Below are 17,561 nucleotides of genomic sequence, written 5' to 3'. Positions count from 1 at the left end.
ATAACAAGATAGTTAAATATGTTATAAAGCGTAAGTATGCAACTATTTGTGCGGTAAGGGCTGTTTTAACTGTCTAAAGAATCGATGTCGATCAAAGCTCGTGTGCCGAGATACGACATCCTTTGGAGGTCTGGAGGAGTGTCATGGCGATCATGTTCGTCAGAGCGAAGGTGATCAGCAGAGGGGCGGGGCGCAGTATTGTCTCGGCTGCTGCCTATCGCCATCGTGCACGGATGATGGACGAGCAGTCGGGAACTTCATTTAGCTATCGTGGCGGGGCTGATGAACTCAAGCATGAGGAACTGGCGCTTCCCGATGAAATCCCTAACTGGCTGACGACAGCCATTGAAGGAAAGACGGTCGCCGCGGCAAGCGAGGTTTTGTGGAATGCGGTCGACGCTTTTGAGAAGCGGGTCGACGCACAGCTTGCCCGTGAACTTGTTATTGCGCTGCCGGAGGAACTGACACGTGCAGAAAACATTGCGCTCGTCCGCGAATTTATCAGGGAAAATCTGACCGCAAAGGGCATGGTTGCCGACTGGGTCTATCACGACAGGGACAGCAATCCGCATATCCATCTGATGATGACGTTGAGACCGCTGACGGAACAAGGGTTTGGCAGCAAGATGGTGGCGGTATCTGGACCCGACGGCAAGCCGTTGCGGGTGATCAAGCCCGATCGTCCGAACGGTGCTATCGTTTACTCACGCTGGGCCGGTGACAAGGAGACGATGAAGGAGTGGAAGATTGCCTGGGCAGAAACGACCAATCGGCATTTGGCGCTTGCTGGCCATGACATTCGTCTTGACGGACGCTCTTATGCCGAACAGGGGCTCGATGGGATCGCGCAAAAGCATCTTGGACCGGAGAAGGCTGCTTTGGCGCGCAAGAATATGGAGATGTATTTCGCGCCGGCCGATCTTGTTCGCCGCCAGGAAATGGCAGATCGGCTTCTTTTAGAGCCTGAACTTCTTTTAAAGCAGCTTGAGCGCGAACGTTCCACTTTCAACGAACGCGACATCGCCAGAGCGTTACATCGTTATGTTGATGATCCAGCCGATTTTGTCAGTATTCGCACACGGGTGATGGTGTCCAATAATCTGGTGTTGTTAAGGCCTCAGCAAGTTGACCGGCAAACTGGTAAGGTGGCGCAACCGGCTGTCTTTACGTCGCAAGAGATCTTGCGCACAGAATTTGACATGGTTGGCTCGGCGGAGGTTTTGTCCAAGCGAACTGGCTTCAGGATCACTGACAAACAAAGGGCGTCGGCGGTGGGGGCCATCGAAACGGCTGATCCTGAGAAGCCTTTCAGACTTGAGCAGGAGCAGATTGACGCTGTCCATCATGTCACCGGTGACAGCGCTATTGCCACCATTGTTGGTCTTGCCGGAGCGGGCAAATCGACGCTTCTTTCCGCTGCACGTATTGCGTGGGAAAGCGGACATCATCGCGTTTTGGGTGCGGCACTTGCTGGCAAGGCAGCCGAGGGATTGGAGGAAAGTTCGGGTATCAAATCGCGAACTCTTGCCGCATGGGAACTTGCCTGGGCGAACGAACGCGATTTGCTGAAACGCGGCGATGTTTTTGTCATAGAAGAGGCAGGAATGGTGCCGTCGCAGCAGATGGCCCGTGTGTTGGAGGCAGCAAAGGATGCCGGAGCAAAAGTCGTCCTTGTCGGTGACGCGATGCAGCTTCAACCAATTCAGGCCGGGGCAGCGTTCCGCGCTATTGCTGAGCGGATAGGTTCTGCAGAACTTGCTGGTGTTCGTCGCCAGCGCGAAGGATGGGCACGCGACGCCTCACATCTGTTTGCACGCGGTGAAGTCGAAAAAGGTCTTGATGCATATGTAAAGCATGGACACCTTGTCGAAGCGCGAACCCACGACGAGATTATCGGCCGTCTGGTTTCAGATTGGGCAGATGCACGCCGCTCGTTTCTCCAGCAATCAAAGGGAGAGGAAAGTGCATTTTCATATTGTGACAAATTGCTCGTGCTTGCCCATACCAACAAGGATGTAAGGCGCCTCAACGCAGCTCTTCGTGAAGAAATGAAGAAGGAAAGTGCGTTGACGGTGCCGCGGGAATTCCGAACTGAACGTGGTATGCGGGAATTTGCTGTTGGTGACCGGATCATCTTCCTCGAAAATTCCAGGTTTGTTGAAAAGCGGGCAACCGGGCTTGGCCCACAATATGTCAAGAATGGTTTGCTTGGTACTGTCGTTTCCACCGGCGGCAGACATGATGATCCGCTGCTTTCCGTCCGTCTCGATAACGGCCGCGACGTTATTTTAAGCGAGGATAGCTATCGAAATATTGATTATGGCTATGCTGCAACCATCCATAAAGCGCAAGGAACGACTGTCGAGCGGACCTTCGTGCTTGCCACCGGCATGATGGATCAGCATCTGACCTATGTGGCGATGACGCGACATCGGGATCGGACAGATCTTTATGCAGCACGTGAGGATTTTGAGCCCAAACCGGAATGGGGTGGGAAATCGCGTATTGACCATGCGGCCGGCGTTACTGGGGAATTGGTTGAGACCGGCATGGCAAAGTTCCGGCCGCAGGACGATGATGTTGACGAAAGCCCTTATGCCGACGTGAAGACTGATGACGGAATTGTGCATCGGCTGTGGGGCGTCAGCTTGCCCAAGGCGTTGTCCGACGCAGGCGTATCGGAAGGCGATACTGTTCTTTTGAAAAAAGACGGTGTTGAAATCGTCAAGGTCACAATTCCGGTCCTCAACACGGAAACGGGAAAGAAAACTTACGAGGAAAGGCAGGTGGAGCGAAACGTCTGGACGGCAAAGCAGATCGAAACCGCAGCCATGCGTCTTGAGCGCATTGAGCGCGAAAGCCATCGCCCGGAACTCTTTGCGCAGTTGGTTGAACGTCTTGGCCGTTCAGGCGCAAAAACCACAACGCTCGATTTCGAGAACGAGGCCGACTATCAGGCGCATGTTCGCGACTTTGCCCGCAGGCGCGGTATCAACACAATTTCCGGGATGGCTGCAGACATAGAAGATAAGGTGGCGCGCCAATGGTCATGGATTGTGGAAAAGCGTGAGCAGGTGGCAAAACTTTGGGAGCGAGCAAATGTCGCGCTTGGCTTTACAATCGAGCATGAGAAAAATGTCTCCTATGATGAAGAGCGATCTGAAAAGCGTGCGGCCGACAACCCGCTCGAGCGGGCCTATCTTATTCCACCGACAACCCGATTTGTCCGTAGCATAGAGGACGATGCCAGGCGTGCTCAGCTCAGTTCAGGTGGCTGGAAGAAGCGGGAGGTAGTCCTCCGGCCGTTTTTGGAAAAGATCTATCGTGATCCCGATAGCGCTTTGGTCACATTGAATGGACTTGCATCGGATGTCAGCGTCGAACCGCGTCGGCTTGCCGATAATCTGCAGCATCTTGGCCATCTGCGTGGATCGGGTCGCCTGATCGACGATCGTATTGCCCGAAATGACCGCAAGGCTGCACTCAGTGCACTGTCGGAATTCGTCCCCCTGGTGCGAGCCCATGCGACAGAATTCCGACGTCAGGCCGAGCACTTCAAAAATCGCGAAGAAAAACGTCGTTCATATATGACCTTATCTATCCCGGCACTCTCGAAGCCGGCAATGGCCCGCCTCACCGAGATTGAAAACGTGCGAGAACACGGTGGACCGGATGCCTACAAGATTGCTTTTGCTTATGCCGTCGAAGATCGTTTGCTGGTTCAGGAGGTAAAGGCAGTCAATGAGGCGCTGACGGCTCGCTTCGGCCGGACTGCTTTTACTAAAAATGTCGATGCCGTCGGCGAACGCAACATGATTGAACGCATGCCAGAGGATTTTGATTCCGGTAAACGCGATAAACTGACCGATCTGTTTGGAGCCATACGCCGATTTTGCGACGAACAGAAACTTGCTGAACGGCAAGACCGTTCGCAGGTGGTTGCCGCCGCCAGCGTGGAGCCGGGGAAGAAAACGAGAGCCTTGTTGCCCATGCTTGCTGCTGTGACGGAGTTCCGAATACCAGTTGAAGATGAGGCTCGGGCGAGGGCGCGCGACGTTGCACACTATCGTCATGATCGAGCAGCCTTGGTTGAAATAGCCAAACACATCTGGCGTGACCCGGCTAGCGCTGTCGACCAGATCGAGGTTCTTATCTTGAAGGGTTTTCCTGGCGAGCGGATTGCTAGAGCCATCGCAAATGAACCCTCAGCCTATGGTGCAATTCGCGGATCTGATCGTATCATGGATAGACTGTTGGCAATCGGTCGCGAGCGACGAAACGCCCTTAAGGCCGTGAGTGATGCGGAAAGTCAGATCCGGTCACTTGGTTCGTCTTATAGGACGGCGCTTGAAAACCAGATCAAATCAATCACCGAGGAACGTCGACGCATGGCAATCGCCATTCCGGGCATGTCGTCAGCTGCCGAAAATGCATTGCGTAAGCTTATAGATGCCACGAAGACGACGGGCGCCAAACCCAATGTTGCCGCCAACTCGCTTGATGCCGTCATCTATCAAGAGTTTGAACGGGTTAGCCGGGCGCTTGACCTTAGATTCGGACGTGATGCGATTTTGCGTGGGGAGAAAACGGTCATCAACCATGTCTCGTCAGCACAGCGTCCAGATTTTGAGGCAATGCGGTTCAGGTTAAAAATTCTTCAGCAAACCGTTCGCAAGCAGGCGCGCGATAAGGTAATTGTGCAGCGCCGACAGCGCAGCATCAAGCAGGTACAGAGCATCGACCGATAAACTCGACTTAAATGAGATGGAACAAGAATGGATAAAACCTGCGATAGTCCCTTCAGTCATATGTTTGTAACGGACGCATGCGCTCAAAACTGCAGGACTATGTCGCTTGTGCGTGGTATTGTTGACGAATGGAGATAGATGAGGACAAAATCGATGACGTGGTTCTGGCCCTGTTGTGGCTGACGCTCCACAACGAGCGTTGCGCCTGGAAGGGGTTTGACTGGTCAACGACGGATCGGTTGCATGACAAAGGCCTGATCTGTGATCCGGTAAACAAGTCGAAGTCATTGATCTTGACGGATGAAGGTCTGCGCCGTTCAGAAGAACTGTTTCGCCAGCTCTTTACGCGGTGAACGTCGGTATTTTGCCATCGTATTCAAACCGACATTCAGGATTTGCAGCGTATTCTTCAGCCCCATTTGCAACTGGATCCTCAATGGTTTTGCTAAGCTATGAGAAGTTGACGGCGGCTTGATCATGATGGGCGCAACCGCACCATTCAAGGGTTTGGTATGTCGTTTATGCGCCTGATTTGCAAGTGCATCGCATAATTCGTTACCGTCCCACAGACCAACGACGTCATCGGGCGGGAAGTTTATTCGCTTCGATGAGCAACGGCCTTTCGCTCTGACTGCAGGGGACATGCGCTCGTCTAGACGCTGTATTCCCAGCCGTCTCCAAAGCTACCAAGATACTTGAACGATTTCGCGCGGGTGTCCTGAGCTGTCGACAGCAACGAGAAACTGCGAGTTTCTAGCGGACCAATCCCCATTGTTCGTCCGGCAAACCAAAGCCGAAATCGCGCATTTGGAATTCATAAAGGTGGCTATTGGTCCAACCTATCGCGGCGTGCAACATTTCGTACAACAGACGGTATTATAGTCCCTGTGAAAGAAAGAGCCAGGCGACTTCAGGTCTTGGGCATCTTTTCACGAGCGAAGCGCTCAATGGAAAAATCGAGAAAGACACGGAGTTTAGGGGCCGTGTGCTAACGTGTGGGATAAAAAGACAAGATACGTAAACTCGGCGGCCTCTCAATTTGCCAGTGCCGATCCGGTTGTGCTCTTTCATTCTCGGTGCACTCAGTATTGACACCAAGCGCTGTGGTTGACGCCATCGGCATGGAAGCCGATCTGACTGGTGTTACGTGTATGGCAAGGAGTGCTTGGGCACGCAAATGGCTACCCATCTGTGTTGCCGCTCACCTTTACGGCGTGGCAGTTGACTGCGGTGGTGTTCTGCTGCTTCCAATTGTCGTAGTTGTTGGTGGCTCCATACCCGCTCCGACGCATTTCAATCTCATGAGGTTCATCTGGCGCGGTCTGGTCGGCTGAAATCTGACTACGTTCTCTGGCTTCGCGAGATTGGGTGCCTAGCATTTCCGGTTGTTTCTGCACTTCTTTTCATCGGTCCTCTGAGGGCGGTACCCCTCGGCTGGATGTTGCTCGGGCGGTCACTAACGATGTTGCAGATTGTCGGTATCACTAACTTTTTTCGGTAGCATCTGGCTCATCCAACATTCAAGCTGATGTGTTTCTTTAAACAACGAGTGCGTGAATGAGTGCCGCCCGACAAATTCCGGGAGATCCTGAAAAAGCCGTCTGACGGCTATGGGATATTCGTGACTACACTGGACGACATAGACCAGCTTCTGCCTGTCAAGTTAAACTTACTCCTTCAAAAAGAGGAAAGACATCAAAAAATCTGCTCCGCATAATATTCAATTCATAAGATGTCGGAGGAAATTCAATGCATTCTTCGCAATCATTCGCTTACGATAGGATTTTTTCTCCTTTGCTTGGAGCTTCCCGATTGACAACTGTTGGAACCGGGCGCGCGATAGCTCATCATGGCGAGATATTGCAGGGAGTTTTCCCTGATGAAGCTGGACATCTCCATAGGGGGTTGATCACATTACCATGTTCAGCGTTCGAATCCGTTATAACTTTTTGGCCCGAAGATGGTGGCGAGCTCTGCACTCGCCCCACAGGCATGAATAAAGCTGCTCGTGCGGCACGGCTGACATTCGAGTTATTGGGGCAGAAAAAATGCGGTGGGTGCCTTACGATTGAAACGAATGTTCCGGTCAGTCTAGGGTTTGGATCATCAACTGCAGATGTTGTTGCGACGATTCGAGCAGTTGCTGCTGCTATGGGCGTGGAACTGCGCAGAACAGTTATATGCCGCCTTGCGGTTGCAGCCGAAACAGCCAGCGACTCTATCGTATTCGGCGAACAGGCTGTACTTTTCGCCCACAGGGAAGGCCGCGTGATAGAATACCTTCCCGGTGAGTTTCCATCTCTGATCGTCGTGGGGTTCATATCGCCGAATGATAAGCCCGTCGACACACTTACATATGTGCCAGCTCGCTATGATAGATCTGAAATTGAAAGTTTTCGCGTCTTGCGCGGCCTTGCTAGGAAGGCAATTCTTGAACAGAATGTCGTTCTACTCGGCCACGTCGCAACAGCAAGTGCTCGAATAAATCAACGTTATCTTCCAAAGCGACATTTCGAGGAGCTTCTCCAAATAGCGGCCTATTGCGACGCTCTTGGTGTGCAAGTCGCTCATAGTGGTAATCTAATGGGGCTCTTGCTCGATGCCAGCGATCCGAACGTAACGGAAAAGGTCGCTGCCGCGTTTAAAAAAGCTGCAGAGCAGGGATTTATGAGCATTCATCAGTTCGCGGTGAACGTCGATGTGCAGCCGCTCCGGGTGGCGTTATGAACTTAACGTCTTTTCTTCACGGTTACGAGACGCCTCAAATAATCGAGCTGAGCCCGAATTTCTATGCGGCCCAGTTTCGCTTGATGAAGCTGTTACCGGCCCACTACATCTTGGATCGCGCAGAAGAAAACAAGCTAATAAAGGCTGGCGGAGATATCGTGGAGACAAGCTCGGGAACCTTTGCGCTCGCATTGGCTATGTTGTCCGCAGTTCGTGGTTATCATCTTACAATTGTCAGCTCTACAAGCCTTATGGATCGTGGTTTTAAAACCCGATTGGAACAACTCGGCACTGCAGTGAGGCTGGTTGAGGACCCGGGGGGAACAGGCAACCAGGAGGGTCGTCTTTCAGAACTACACCGTGTGCTTGAAGACAAGCCGGATACGTTCTGGCCGAAACAATACGACAATCCTGATAATCCTGCAGCCTATTCGCGTCTGGCGGAAGTCATTGTGGATCGTCTGGGGCAAGTTGATTGTCTGGTCGGCTGTGTTGGATCTGGGGGATCGCTCTGTGGCGCAACACGATATCTTCGTCGAGTTTATCCTCAATTGCGTGCGATAGCGGTTGACACGAACAATAGCGTTTTGTTTGGGCAGAAAGCTGGCCCGCGCTTATTGAGGGGGCTTGGAAACAGTATCGTGCCGGAGAACCTTGATCACTGTTTGGTTGATGATGTTCATTGGGTGGGTGCTCTACAAGCCTTTGCTGAAACTCGCCGATTGTATCGTAAATGTGCCCTCTATGTTGGTCCTACCAGCGGTGCTGCTGCTCTTGTGGGAAGTTGGTACGCAAAAAAAACTCCCAATAAGAAAATTGTCGCCATCATGGCTGATGAGGGCTATCGCTACCAGCCGACAGTCTATGCCGATAAATGGCTGAAAAACCTGCCGGGATGGCCGACGGTTATAAAACTAGAGCCTACGCAGATTACGGAAGTTAAGTCAGAGGGCGAGGAAGCCTGGACTTATATGAACTGGGCGCGACGAAAAATGCATAGCTGAAACTTCCTCCCTTTTCAAAGGCGCGAAGTAAGCGCCGTCTCCGCCCCATTGGATTGGCTGTATTTTGAGGCTGGCCGGGCGTGCAAGAAGGTTTCCAGGACTATCTGGAGATTTGCATGGCAGATGATGGATTTGTTGGGCGCTACGAAGTTGTCGAGCCGCGCCGCGGAAACCGCCGTTGGCCAGATGATGTGAAGGCGCGGATCGTGGCGGAAAGCCTTGAGCCTGGTGTTCGTGTTGTTGATGTCGCGCGCCGTCATGACGTTGTTCCGCACCAGCTTTCCTTGTGGCGCCGGCAAGTGCGCGAGGGCATTCTGACGCTGCCTTTTGAGTCTATGCCGGGCCTGTCGGAGAGCGGCGATGCCGAGCCTGCGTTTGTGCCTTTGGCGATTGCGGCAGAGCCGAGCGAGGCGGTGAATGTTTTGGCGCCGCCGAAACTGCGGGAGGCGGTTTCGTCAGTCTTGACGCTCACGATCGGCCCGGACGTTGTGATGCGGGTTCCCGGCGATGTGCCGGTTGAACGTGTGGCCGCTCTGGTGCGCGCCATGCGAGGGACGGCATGATCGTCGCGGGCCAACGACTGCCGATCCTGATTGCAACGCGGCCGGTGGACTTCCGCTGCGGGCATCAGGCGCTGGCTCTGATGGTGCAGACCGAGTTGAAGCTCGACCCGCATTCCGGGGTTACGGTGATCTTCCGGTCGAAGCGCGGTGATCGTCTCAAAATCCTGGTGTGGGATGGCACCGGAATGGTGCTGACCTACAAAATTCTTGAACATGGAAGCTTTGCCTGGCCCAAGGTGCAGGATGGGACGATGCGTCTTTCCAGGGGGCAATACGAAGCGTTATTCGAGGGGCTCGACTGGCGGCGAGTCATAGCGCAACGGGTGAGCGCGCCGTCGGCGGCAGGGTGAATATCCAGCTGCCTTTGCATTGTTTTATTTGGATTTTTTGTGCTGTCTTGCTATAAGACCGCATGTCGTCGCCCCTTGATCTCAGCCTGTTTCCGGACCTTCCGCCAGAGGTGGTGAAGGCGTTTGCGGCGATGCAGTTCGAACTGTCGGTCGAGCGTGCTGCACGTCAGCACGAGCAGGCTGTGGTTGTCGAAAAGGACGCCTTCATCGCCGAGCTGAAGGAACTGGTCGAGAAGCTTGAAGGTCAGGTTCACGACTATCGGCGCACGAAGTTCGGGCCGAAATCGGAAAAGCTCGATCCGGCGCAGATGGAACTGGCGCTGGAAGACCTTGAAACGGCAATCGCCGAAACACAGGCGCGGATTGCCGCCGTCGAGAAAAAGATCGAAGCCAGCGCATCCGATCCGGAAAAAGTCGCTCCTCGCAAGGAGCGTAAGGCCCGGGCGCTGCCCGAACACCTGCCGCGGGTCGAGAGAGTGATCGAGCCCGAGAGCATCGTTTGTCCCTGCGGTTGCGGCAACATGGTCCGGATCGGCGAGGATCGGACGGAACGGCTCGACCGGATTCCGGCGCGCTACGAGGTGATCGTCACGATCCGCCCGAAATACGCATGCCCCAAGGGTCGAACGGGCGTCATCCAGGCCAGAGCGCCAGCGCATCTGCTGGAAGGGAGCTGGCCGACGGAAGCCCTTCTGGCTGAGATTGTCGTCTCCAAGCATTCCGAACATATGCCGCTCAACCGGCAGGCCGAGGTCATGGCGCGACACGGGGTGCCGATAGACCGCACGGTCCTGGCCGATTGGATGGGGCGCACGGGCAGCGAAATCGCACCGGTGGTCGACCACATGGCCAAACGGCTGCTGTGGGAAAGCACGCGGCTCTATGTCGATGAGACCACGGCTCCGGTGTTGGATCCGGGGCGGGGCAAGACGAAGACCGGCTATCTATGGGCCGTGTTGCGTGACGATCGCGGCTGGAATGGCTCCGCGCCGTCGGGCGTGGTGTTCCATTATCGACCTGGGCGTAAAGGAGAATATGCCGCTGAAATCCTCGACGGGTTTAACGGGACAATCCAGGTGGATGCCTACGGTGGTTACTCTCACCTCGCCACGTCGGACCGGGTGGGTGGCGATCCCTTGAAGCTGGCTTTCTGTTGGGCGCACGGGCGCAGAAAGCTGATCAAGGCCACGCCAAAGAGTGGATCGCCCATAGTCGACGAGGCGCTGGTGCAGATTGCCGCGCTCTACAAGATCGAAGACAGTATCCGGGGCTCAGATCCCGAATATCGCCGGGCAGTTCGACAGGACCTGTCCCTCCCGCTGGTGGACGAGTTCTTCACCTGGCTGGCAGCGCAAGCCAAGCGCGTCTCACGCAAGTCTGACCTCGGAAAAGCCCTGGCCTATATGCTGACGCGGCAGGACGGCTTCCGGCTGTTCCTGGACGACGGCCACGTCGATATCGATTCCAACCTGGTGGAAAACGCGATCCGCCGACCCGCCATGAACCGCCGCAACGCGCTCTTTGCGGGGCACGATGAAGGGGGCCGCAATTGGGCCCGGTTTGCCAGCCTGATCGGCACTTGTAAAATGAACGGCGTTGAGCCCTACGCCTATCTGTGCGATCTCTTCACCCGCCTCGCAAACGGCCACCTCGCCAAGGACATCGATGCCCTGATGCCATGGGCCTATGCCGCCCGCATCAAGGCCTCACAATGAGCTCGTCAGGTACTCTTCGGTGAGCTCATTTGACCGCCGAGGATCGGCCTCAGATCGCTGCAATTGAAAAATCAATGGGGCGTGAACGCCGCATACGGCGCGAACGGAAACGACACTAATCGAGAGGCGTCGCGCCAGTTCGGCTTGTGTCCAATTTAATAAGCCTCTCGCGGCGCGGCATTGTGCATTTGTGATGAACACTGTTGGTGCTCATTCTATTGATTGGACGCGATTGATGCTCGTCGATGAGCGATGTAGTTGGCAAAAAAATAGAGACAACTGATGGCAGTTATATTAGAGTGAACATAAGGCAGTGACGCGCTGCCTTGGGGCGTGCAAACCTCTGTTAGCGGTTGGTGTTGGCCGTTACAACATCACACTCCTTGACCTTCTGGTCGGGGAGCCTGTGGCGTATGCAACAGGCCTCCGGCTAAAGGCCACAGGGCCGCCTAACACGGTTTGCAACTCCCCGATCACCAAGGGGTCAATGAGCATTGAGCGGGGGCGTACCGCAAATGCTTCAATTGGAAATCGTGACAATGGCTAATATCGAACATGAAATCGAATATAGCTTCGCCCTTTATACGTACACTTACGGTGATGATCCTAATCAATCCGCGGGACAGTTCTACAGTTCGCAGGCAGAAGCGCGAGAGGATCTGGTAACCTTCCGCGCGTCGTTGATTAGAGACGATGATAGAGACCAACTGTTGCCCGATATGAAGATCATTGAACTGCGTACATGTCCAATAAACCAAAGGGCACTCGTAGAACTTTTCAATGGAATGAATGGAGATTTGGGCGGCTTCATTCGGTCTCGCAGGATTGTGGAAGTTATCACCGAGCCGCAACTTGAACATGAGTAAACGATTTTGTTACGCTGCGTACGAATGGATACGGTCTCGAATTCTGACCAGTAGTTTTTATTTTGAAGTGAATTAGCCGTGAAGCGCCTTAAGCAGTAGAAGTTTGGCGCTTCGGTCAAGTCATACATCGCAATAGCAGGTCGTCTCAGGCAACCGCACCCAGTAAGGGTTTACCATGGGTGAGGCCATTCACCTTATCGACGATCCCACGCGCGTCGATACCAAAATGGCTGTAAAGGTCGCCAATCGTTCCTGTCTGACCGAAATGCTCGACCCCGAGCGGAATCGTCTTATGACCGGTAACCGAACCGAGCCAGGACAGGGTCGCGGGATGCCCATCGATAACGGTAACGAATTTGCAGTGTGGGGGGACATCGTTCATCAGTTTTTCGACGTGGCACTCAGCTTGCGTGAGACCCCGGGCACGCGCGCGTTGTGCGGCGGTCCAGCCCGCATGAAGCCGGTCGGCAGATGTAACTGCCAACACGCCGATATCGCGCCGCCCTTCACCGATGATGCCAGCAGCCTTGATAGCCTCGGGCGCGATCACACCCTGGTAGGCGATGACCACGTCGCAATTCGGTCCAGGTTCACGCAGCCAATAGGCACCGTCAATCGCGCCTTGTCGGAATCGATCATCGATCCGCTTGGTCGGCTGCTCGATCGGATTGGTTGAAAGGCGCAGATAGACCGACCCACCGGTTTCGTCTCTAAGCCAGGTCCGTTCATCGGGATCGCCGCTTCCGTCGCGCTGCATATAGTCGAAGGCCCAGTTCATAATAACAGCAAGTTCGTCGGCGAAAGCTGGCTCGAAAGCAGCAAGCCCATCCTGCGACATCCCGATGAGTGGAGATCCAATCGATTGGTGCGCGCCACCTTCAGGCGCCAATGTCACACCGGAAGGCGTTCCCACGATGATGAATCGTGCATCCTGATAGCAGGCGTAATTCAAGGCATCCAAGCCGCGCCCTACGAATGGGTCGTAGACAGTTCCGATCGGTAGAAGGCGCTTGCCGAAAAGAGAGTGTGAAAGGCCTGCCGCGCCCAACAGCAGGAAGAGATTCATTTCCGCAATGCCGAGTTCAATATGCTGGCCAGCCGGGGTGAATTCCCATTTTGCGGTTGAAGGTATTTTATGATCGATGAAAGTATCAGGGCGCTTTTCGCGGGCAAACAGTTTGCGCCGGTTGACCCATGGCCCAAGGTTGGTCGTTCCTGTAACATCGGGTGACATCGTTACAATTCGCGCGGCTAGTTCCGAGTCTGTTTTCGACAATTCGTCCAGGATTTTGCCAAAAGCCATCTGTGTCGAGATTTCTCGCTCGGCGCTTGTCGGGATCGCTGGTACCACAATGGGAGCGTCGTGGTAACGTCGCCGACCATTGGCAAAAAATGGCACTGTGTCTAGAAGCGTCTGCAACTGCTGCGGATCCTCGACCGTTGCCCATCGATCCCATTCCTGCCCTTCAGGAACGCCCATATGCGTTTGCCATTCAGCCATCTGGGCCTTTGTCATAAGGCCGCCGTGATTGTCCTTATGTCCGGCGATCGGGGTGCCCCATCCTTTGATAGTATATGCTAGAAAGCACACCGGTCGGTCATGATCGATCTCGGCAAATGTCCCGGCCATGGTGCTCACGCAATTGCCGCCGAGATTTTCCATAAGTTCGGCGAGTTCGACGTCGTTGCGCTTTTCGATCAGAGCGGTGACATCGCCCTGATCGCCGAGATCGTCCATGAGACGCCTGCGCCAGACGGCTCCGCCCATGAAGGTCAGCGCCGAATAAAGCTGATTTGGGCAATTGTCGATCCATTCTCGGAGCCGCTCCCCACCGGGTTCCTCGAAGGCCGCGCGTTGCAATGCGCCATATTTGATCCTGATAACGTCCCAGCCGAAAGCGTTGAAAATGTCTTCGATCCGTCGAAACAAGCCTTCCTGAACGATGCCGTCGAGTGATTGCCGGTTGTAGTCGATGATCCACCAAGTGTTGCGCAAGCCGTGTTTCCAACCCTCCTGCAGGCATTCATAGACATTGCCTTCATCGAGTTCGGCATCTCCGACCAATGCGATCATCCGGCTAAGGCATAAGTCTTTGCTCCAGTTCTTCGATGTAATGTAGTCCTGAATCATGGAAGCAAAGGACGTGATCGCGACACCGAGGCCGACAGAGCCAGTCGAGAAATCAACGTCATCGATGTCTTTGGTGCGGCTGGGATAGCTTTGTGCCCCATGGAACCCCCGAAAGTTTTCCATTTTCTCTCGCGTCTGGTTGCCCATCAGATACTGGATGGCATGAAAAACAGGTGAGGCGTGGGGTTTGACGGCAACGCGGTCCTGCGGGCGCAGTGCGGAGAAATAAAGCGCCGTCATAATTGATACCAGAGAAGCGGACGACGCCTGATGCCCGCCAACCTTGATCCCGTCCTCCTTTGGACGGATGTGGTTGGCATGATGAATCATCCAGTGTGACAGCCATAAAAGCCGTTGTTCGATCGTCTTGAGATGTTCATGCTGCATATTGATTGGGCCTCTCGCGTTGTAGTCGCATATGATTGGCTCGCAGAATTCGGGCCGCGTCAATATGCTGTTAAAGTGATCAAGCGTTCGGAGATCGATGGCGGCGCGACGGTTTGACGTCGTAGCTCCTTTTTTCACGAGGGCCGGCGGACGAACCAGACGCCAATGTTCTTGATCATTGGAATGATCAGAATGGCCAGCGTGAACAGGATCAGGCAGATGCTGATCGGGCTTTCGGTGAAAATCATAGGGCTACCTTCGCCGAGAATAAGGCTCTGACGCAGATTTTCCTCAAGTAGGGAGCCGAGCAGAAAGGCCAGCAGGAGAGGGGCCATGTCGAAACCGGCCTTACGCAACCCGTAGGCTACAAATCCGCATCCAATCACGACGCCGACGTCGAACATGCTGTTGTTCAGGCTAAACGCGCCTATGACACAGAACAGAACGATCAGCGGTGCCAGAACGGCCTGAGGAACCTTCAGCAAAAGGACAAAAACGCGGATCATAGGAACGTTGAGAACGACGAGCATTGCGTTGCCGATTAACATGCTGGCGACGATCCCCCAGAAGAGTTGCGGATGTTCCGAGATAATCTGGGGTCCTGGAACGACATTTTGCATCAGAAGCGCTCCCATGATGATGCCGATCACCGCATTTGCTGGGATACCGAGGCAAAGCATGGGAATAAAGCTCGCCTGTGCCGCAGCGTTGTTAGCACTTTCGGGTCCCGCGACACCTTCGATCGCCCCTTTGCCGAACCGCTCAGGTGAGCGGGAGAGTTTCTTCTCCATGAGGTAACTCGCAAAGCCGGCGACGAGCGCACCGCCGCCCGGCAAAAGCCCCAGGAAAAAGCCGAGAACCGTACCACGCGCAATCGGTCCGCCCGAGGCTTTCCAGTCTTTCCGATTCGGCAGAAGGTCGCGCAACCGATAAGAAGGCATTCTCGTGGCTTCGTGCGCTTCTTTCTGTTGGATCAGCATCAGGACCTCGCTCATGCCAAACAGGCCCATGGCCAGTATGGCGATGTTGAAGCCATCACGCAGGTAACTGACTTCAAAAGTGAAACGTTCCGCTCCGGAAATCAGATCGACGCCAACGGTTGAGAGAAGCAGACCGAGCGCCACCATCGTCCACGCGCGGATACGCGGCCCCTCGCCAACGCTTGCCGCTAGCACAAGGCCCAACAGGACGATCGATGACTTCTCGACCGGCCCGAAAGCAAGTGCAACCTTGGTAAAGGCAGGCCCAATAATCGCAATCGCGAGAGTCGCGGAAATGCCTGCGATAAAGCTTCCAAATGCGCTGATGCCGAGAGCGGCGCCGGCTCGGCCCTGTTTGGCCATGGGATAGCCGTCGAAGCACGTCATCACGCTTGAGGCTTCTCCGGGGACCCGCATCAGGACGGAGGTTATCGAACCACCATATTGCGATCCATAGTAGATGCCGGCGAGCAGGATAATAGCGCTTGTTTGATCCAGTACCATGGTAATGGGCAACAATAAGCTAACCGTCGCGGAAGGCCCTAGACCAGGTAGGACGCCAACCGCGGTCCCTAGGACGGCGCCAAGAAGCGCTACCGCGATATTGGTGGGTTCTAGAGCAATGCCGAGGCCCATCATGAGTTGGGAAAGGGAATCGATCATTTATAGCCTCCAAATGCCGTGCGGTAGGGGGACCGAGAGAAGAATTTCAAACAGGACCCAGGTTGCCACGGCGACAGCGGCCGAGAGCAAACCGGCAATCTGCCATTTCATGCGCTCGATGAACAACAGGACTCCTGAGAGGAACAGGAACGCCGCGGCGACAAACCCGAGGACTTCGAGCAAGACGCAGAAGAGAGCGAGTGCCACGCAATAGGCGATGACGCGTGGAATCTCGATTGGGTCTTCGTCGGGCACGACGCCCTGGGTCGTGCAAAGCAGGCTCGTGACAATCAACAGCAGGGCGGCCAGGAAGGGAAACAGACCTGCCGCAGGTTCGCCACTCTCCCAAAGGTGCATGCGAAGTCCACTTGCTGCGGCTCCAAGCCCGATTCCAGAAAGTGCGTAGGGAACGAAACGAGCCGGGTTCATAAATGCTCCTCCATCGTTTCAATCTGACTTCCGATCCTGGTATATGCCTCCTTGACCATGCTCGTGAATTCTTCACTCTTCTGAAACAGAGGATAGCCATTGATGAGTTTTAGAAAGTCCGCATACATCGGGCTAGACACCATTTCGCCGATTGCCTCTTCCCACCAGGAGACGATGTCGGAAGGCATCCCGGCGGGCCCGAACAGACCGTATGAAGCGGGAATGGCGATTGGATAACCCCGCTCTGCAAAACTGACGATGCCTTTCGGGCTCGCTTGCGGGTTCGGACTGGTTTCAGCCAGCAAACGTACAGATCCCGCCGCCAGATGCGGTCCGAAATCTGACGACACAACCATATCGATGTGCCCGCCAAGGAGTGCGGTTACAGCATCGGCGCCTCCGCGAAAGGGAACGAATGTCGCTTTCGCTTTCTCCTTGCGGAACGCGGCGTCTGTCGCGATATGGGCAAGTCCCCGCGGTGCGGCGGTGGCCCACTTCAACTTCGATGGGTTGTTACGGCAAAAATCCAGCAATTGATCCCAGGTCTGATGCGGACTGTCTTTTCGCACAAAACAGGGAACGGAAATCCCAGCATAGCTCGCAATATAGGTGAAGTCCTTTGTCGCGTCGTACGGAACTTTCTGCAGGTGGGGTGCGACCAATACCGGGCTGACTGAATATAACGACAGGACGGAGCCATCCGGCGATGCTCTTCGCACCTGGTCGGTTGCGATTGTTCCGCCTGCGCCGGGCCGAAAGTCCGGTGTCGCAACGAGACCGCGCTCCCGCTTCACATAACTGGTCACGACACGAGATGCGATATCGCCCGCGCCACCGGCTGCGAAGCCGACGATCAGCATCGGATTGTCCGCGGGATAAGGTTTGGTAGCCGACCATGCCAAACGATGGCCGGCTCCGATAAAGAAGGCTGTTGCAGCCAGAAATTCCCGTCGTCTCATTTTCCTTCCCCTTCAATTTGATTAGTGGAATTGCGGGCG

The 17,561-nt window shown here is 54.7% G+C and carries 14 protein-coding genes; 9 read left to right on the top strand and 5 right to left on the bottom strand.

Features of this window, described 5'->3' with window-relative positions:
• The first annotated feature begins 143 nt into the window (after nt 1-143).
• Nucleotides 144-4,748 (top strand): Ti-type conjugative transfer relaxase TraA, encoded by a 4,605-nt coding sequence (traA, locus tag CES86_RS02085; protein ID WP_094513460.1) that lies wholly within the window; start codon nt 144-146, stop codon nt 4,746-4,748.
• A 128-nt stretch (nt 4,749-4,876) separates the two neighbouring features.
• The gene (locus tag CES86_RS02080) at nt 4,877-5,101 is read left to right on the top strand and encodes a DUF6429 family protein (RefSeq protein WP_012090909.1); all 225 of its coding nucleotides are present in this window, start codon (nt 4,877-4,879) and stop codon (nt 5,099-5,101) included.
• Here CES86_RS02080 and CES86_RS27055 read toward each other — a convergent pair.
• Complete coding sequence (locus CES86_RS27055; protein WP_143851060.1) at nt 5,066-5,392, bottom strand: hypothetical protein; 327 nt, start codon at nt 5,390-5,392, stop codon at nt 5,066-5,068. The two genes, CES86_RS02080 and CES86_RS27055, sit on opposite strands and share 36 nt — an antisense overlap.
• Before the next feature lie 444 nt (nt 5,393-5,836).
• On the opposite strand from CES86_RS27055, the gene CES86_RS27050 reads away from it, so the two are divergent.
• The 7 genes from CES86_RS27050 (at nt 5,837) to CES86_RS02040 (ending at nt 11,973) form a co-directional block, all read left to right on the top strand.
• Entirely contained in the window at nt 5,837-6,082 is a 246-nt protein-coding gene (locus CES86_RS27050) for a hypothetical protein (RefSeq protein WP_143851059.1), read from the top strand.
• 415 nt (nt 6,083-6,497) lie between these two features.
• The gene (locus tag CES86_RS02070) at nt 6,498-7,475 is read left to right on the top strand and encodes a GHMP family kinase ATP-binding protein (protein ID WP_143851058.1); all 978 of its coding nucleotides are present in this window, start codon (nt 6,498-6,500) and stop codon (nt 7,473-7,475) included.
• Nucleotides 7,472-8,479 (top strand): PLP-dependent cysteine synthase family protein, encoded by a 1,008-nt coding sequence (locus CES86_RS02065; RefSeq protein ID WP_012090911.1) that lies wholly within the window; start codon nt 7,472-7,474, stop codon nt 8,477-8,479. Before CES86_RS02070 ends, CES86_RS02065 begins: the two co-directional genes overlap by 4 nt.
• A 116-nt stretch (nt 8,480-8,595) precedes the next feature.
• Nucleotides 8,596-9,042 (top strand): IS66-like element accessory protein TnpA, encoded by a 447-nt coding sequence (gene tnpA / locus CES86_RS02060; protein WP_094513458.1) that lies wholly within the window; start codon nt 8,596-8,598, stop codon nt 9,040-9,042.
• Nucleotides 9,039-9,392: an IS66 family insertion sequence element accessory protein TnpB gene (gene tnpB / locus CES86_RS02055; RefSeq protein ID WP_012090913.1), complete on the top strand. Its 354-nt coding sequence runs from the start codon at nt 9,039-9,041 to the stop codon at nt 9,390-9,392. The genes tnpA and tnpB overlap by 4 nt, the downstream gene beginning before the upstream one ends.
• A gap of 62 nt (nt 9,393-9,454) precedes the next feature.
• Nucleotides 9,455-11,107 (top strand): IS66 family transposase, encoded by a 1,653-nt coding sequence (tnpC, locus tag CES86_RS02050; protein WP_040129702.1) that lies wholly within the window; start codon nt 9,455-9,457, stop codon nt 11,105-11,107.
• A gap of 539 nt (nt 11,108-11,646) precedes the next feature.
• Nucleotides 11,647-11,973, top strand: a complete 327-nt coding sequence (locus tag CES86_RS02040; RefSeq protein WP_040129701.1) for a hypothetical protein — start codon at nt 11,647-11,649, stop codon at nt 11,971-11,973.
• A gap of 145 nt (nt 11,974-12,118) precedes the next feature.
• On the opposite strand, the gene CES86_RS02035 is transcribed toward CES86_RS02040, so the two are convergent.
• The 4 genes from CES86_RS02035 to CES86_RS02020 all read right to left on the bottom strand — a co-directional run bounded on the left by CES86_RS02035 (nt 12,119) and on the right by CES86_RS02020 (nt 17,522).
• Nucleotides 12,119-14,491 carry a transketolase gene (locus CES86_RS02035; RefSeq protein ID WP_012090916.1) on the bottom strand — a complete coding sequence of 791 codons (2,373 nt, stop codon included), beginning with the start codon at nt 14,489-14,491 and terminating at the stop codon, nt 12,119-12,121.
• Nucleotides 14,492-14,625: 134 nt separating this feature from the next.
• Nucleotides 14,626-16,134 carry a tripartite tricarboxylate transporter permease gene (locus CES86_RS02030; RefSeq protein ID WP_012090917.1) on the bottom strand — a complete coding sequence of 503 codons (1,509 nt, stop codon included), beginning with the start codon at nt 16,132-16,134 and terminating at the stop codon, nt 14,626-14,628.
• A complete protein-coding gene (locus tag CES86_RS02025) occupies nt 16,135-16,563 on the bottom strand; it encodes a tripartite tricarboxylate transporter TctB family protein (protein WP_012090918.1) in 429 nt (142 codons plus the stop codon).
• A complete protein-coding gene (locus tag CES86_RS02020) occupies nt 16,560-17,522 on the bottom strand; it encodes a tripartite tricarboxylate transporter substrate binding protein (protein WP_040129699.1) in 963 nt (320 codons plus the stop codon). Before CES86_RS02020 ends, CES86_RS02025 begins: the two co-directional genes overlap by 4 nt.
• Nucleotides 17,523-17,561: the final 39 nt, after the last annotated feature.

Source organism: Brucella lupini, assembly GCF_002252535.1.
In the GTDB taxonomy this organism is placed as follows: Bacteria; Pseudomonadota; Alphaproteobacteria; order Rhizobiales; family Rhizobiaceae; genus Brucella; species Brucella anthropi.
This window is presented reverse-complemented; position numbering and strand designations above follow the sequence as displayed.

Coding starts and splice junctions, on each gene's coding strand:
- tnpA (WP_094513458.1), top strand. CDS start 8,596: ATGGCAGATGATGGATTTGTTGGGCGCTACGAAGTTGTCGAGCCGCGC.
- CES86_RS02020 (WP_040129699.1), bottom strand. CDS start 17,522: ATGAGACGACGGGAATTTCTGGCTGCAACAGCCTTCTTTATCGGAGCC.
- CES86_RS27055 (WP_143851060.1), bottom strand. CDS start 5,392: ATGTCCCCTGCAGTCAGAGCGAAAGGCCGTTGCTCATCGAAGCGAATA.
- CES86_RS02040 (WP_040129701.1), top strand. CDS start 11,647: ATGGCTAATATCGAACATGAAATCGAATATAGCTTCGCCCTTTATACG.
- CES86_RS02065 (WP_012090911.1), top strand. CDS start 7,472: ATGAACTTAACGTCTTTTCTTCACGGTTACGAGACGCCTCAAATAATC.
- tnpB (WP_012090913.1), top strand. CDS start 9,039: ATGATCGTCGCGGGCCAACGACTGCCGATCCTGATTGCAACGCGGCCG.
- CES86_RS02030 (WP_012090917.1), bottom strand. CDS start 16,134: ATGATCGATTCCCTTTCCCAACTCATGATGGGCCTCGGCATTGCTCTA.
- CES86_RS02035 (WP_012090916.1), bottom strand. CDS start 14,491: ATGCAGCATGAACATCTCAAGACGATCGAACAACGGCTTTTATGGCTG.
- tnpC (WP_040129702.1), top strand. CDS start 9,455: ATGTCGTCGCCCCTTGATCTCAGCCTGTTTCCGGACCTTCCGCCAGAG.
- CES86_RS02025 (WP_012090918.1), bottom strand. CDS start 16,563: ATGAACCCGGCTCGTTTCGTTCCCTACGCACTTTCTGGAATCGGGCTT.
- CES86_RS02070 (WP_143851058.1), top strand. CDS start 6,498: ATGCATTCTTCGCAATCATTCGCTTACGATAGGATTTTTTCTCCTTTG.
- CES86_RS02080 (WP_012090909.1), top strand. CDS start 4,877: ATGGAGATAGATGAGGACAAAATCGATGACGTGGTTCTGGCCCTGTTG.
- traA (WP_094513460.1), top strand. CDS start 144: ATGGCGATCATGTTCGTCAGAGCGAAGGTGATCAGCAGAGGGGCGGGG.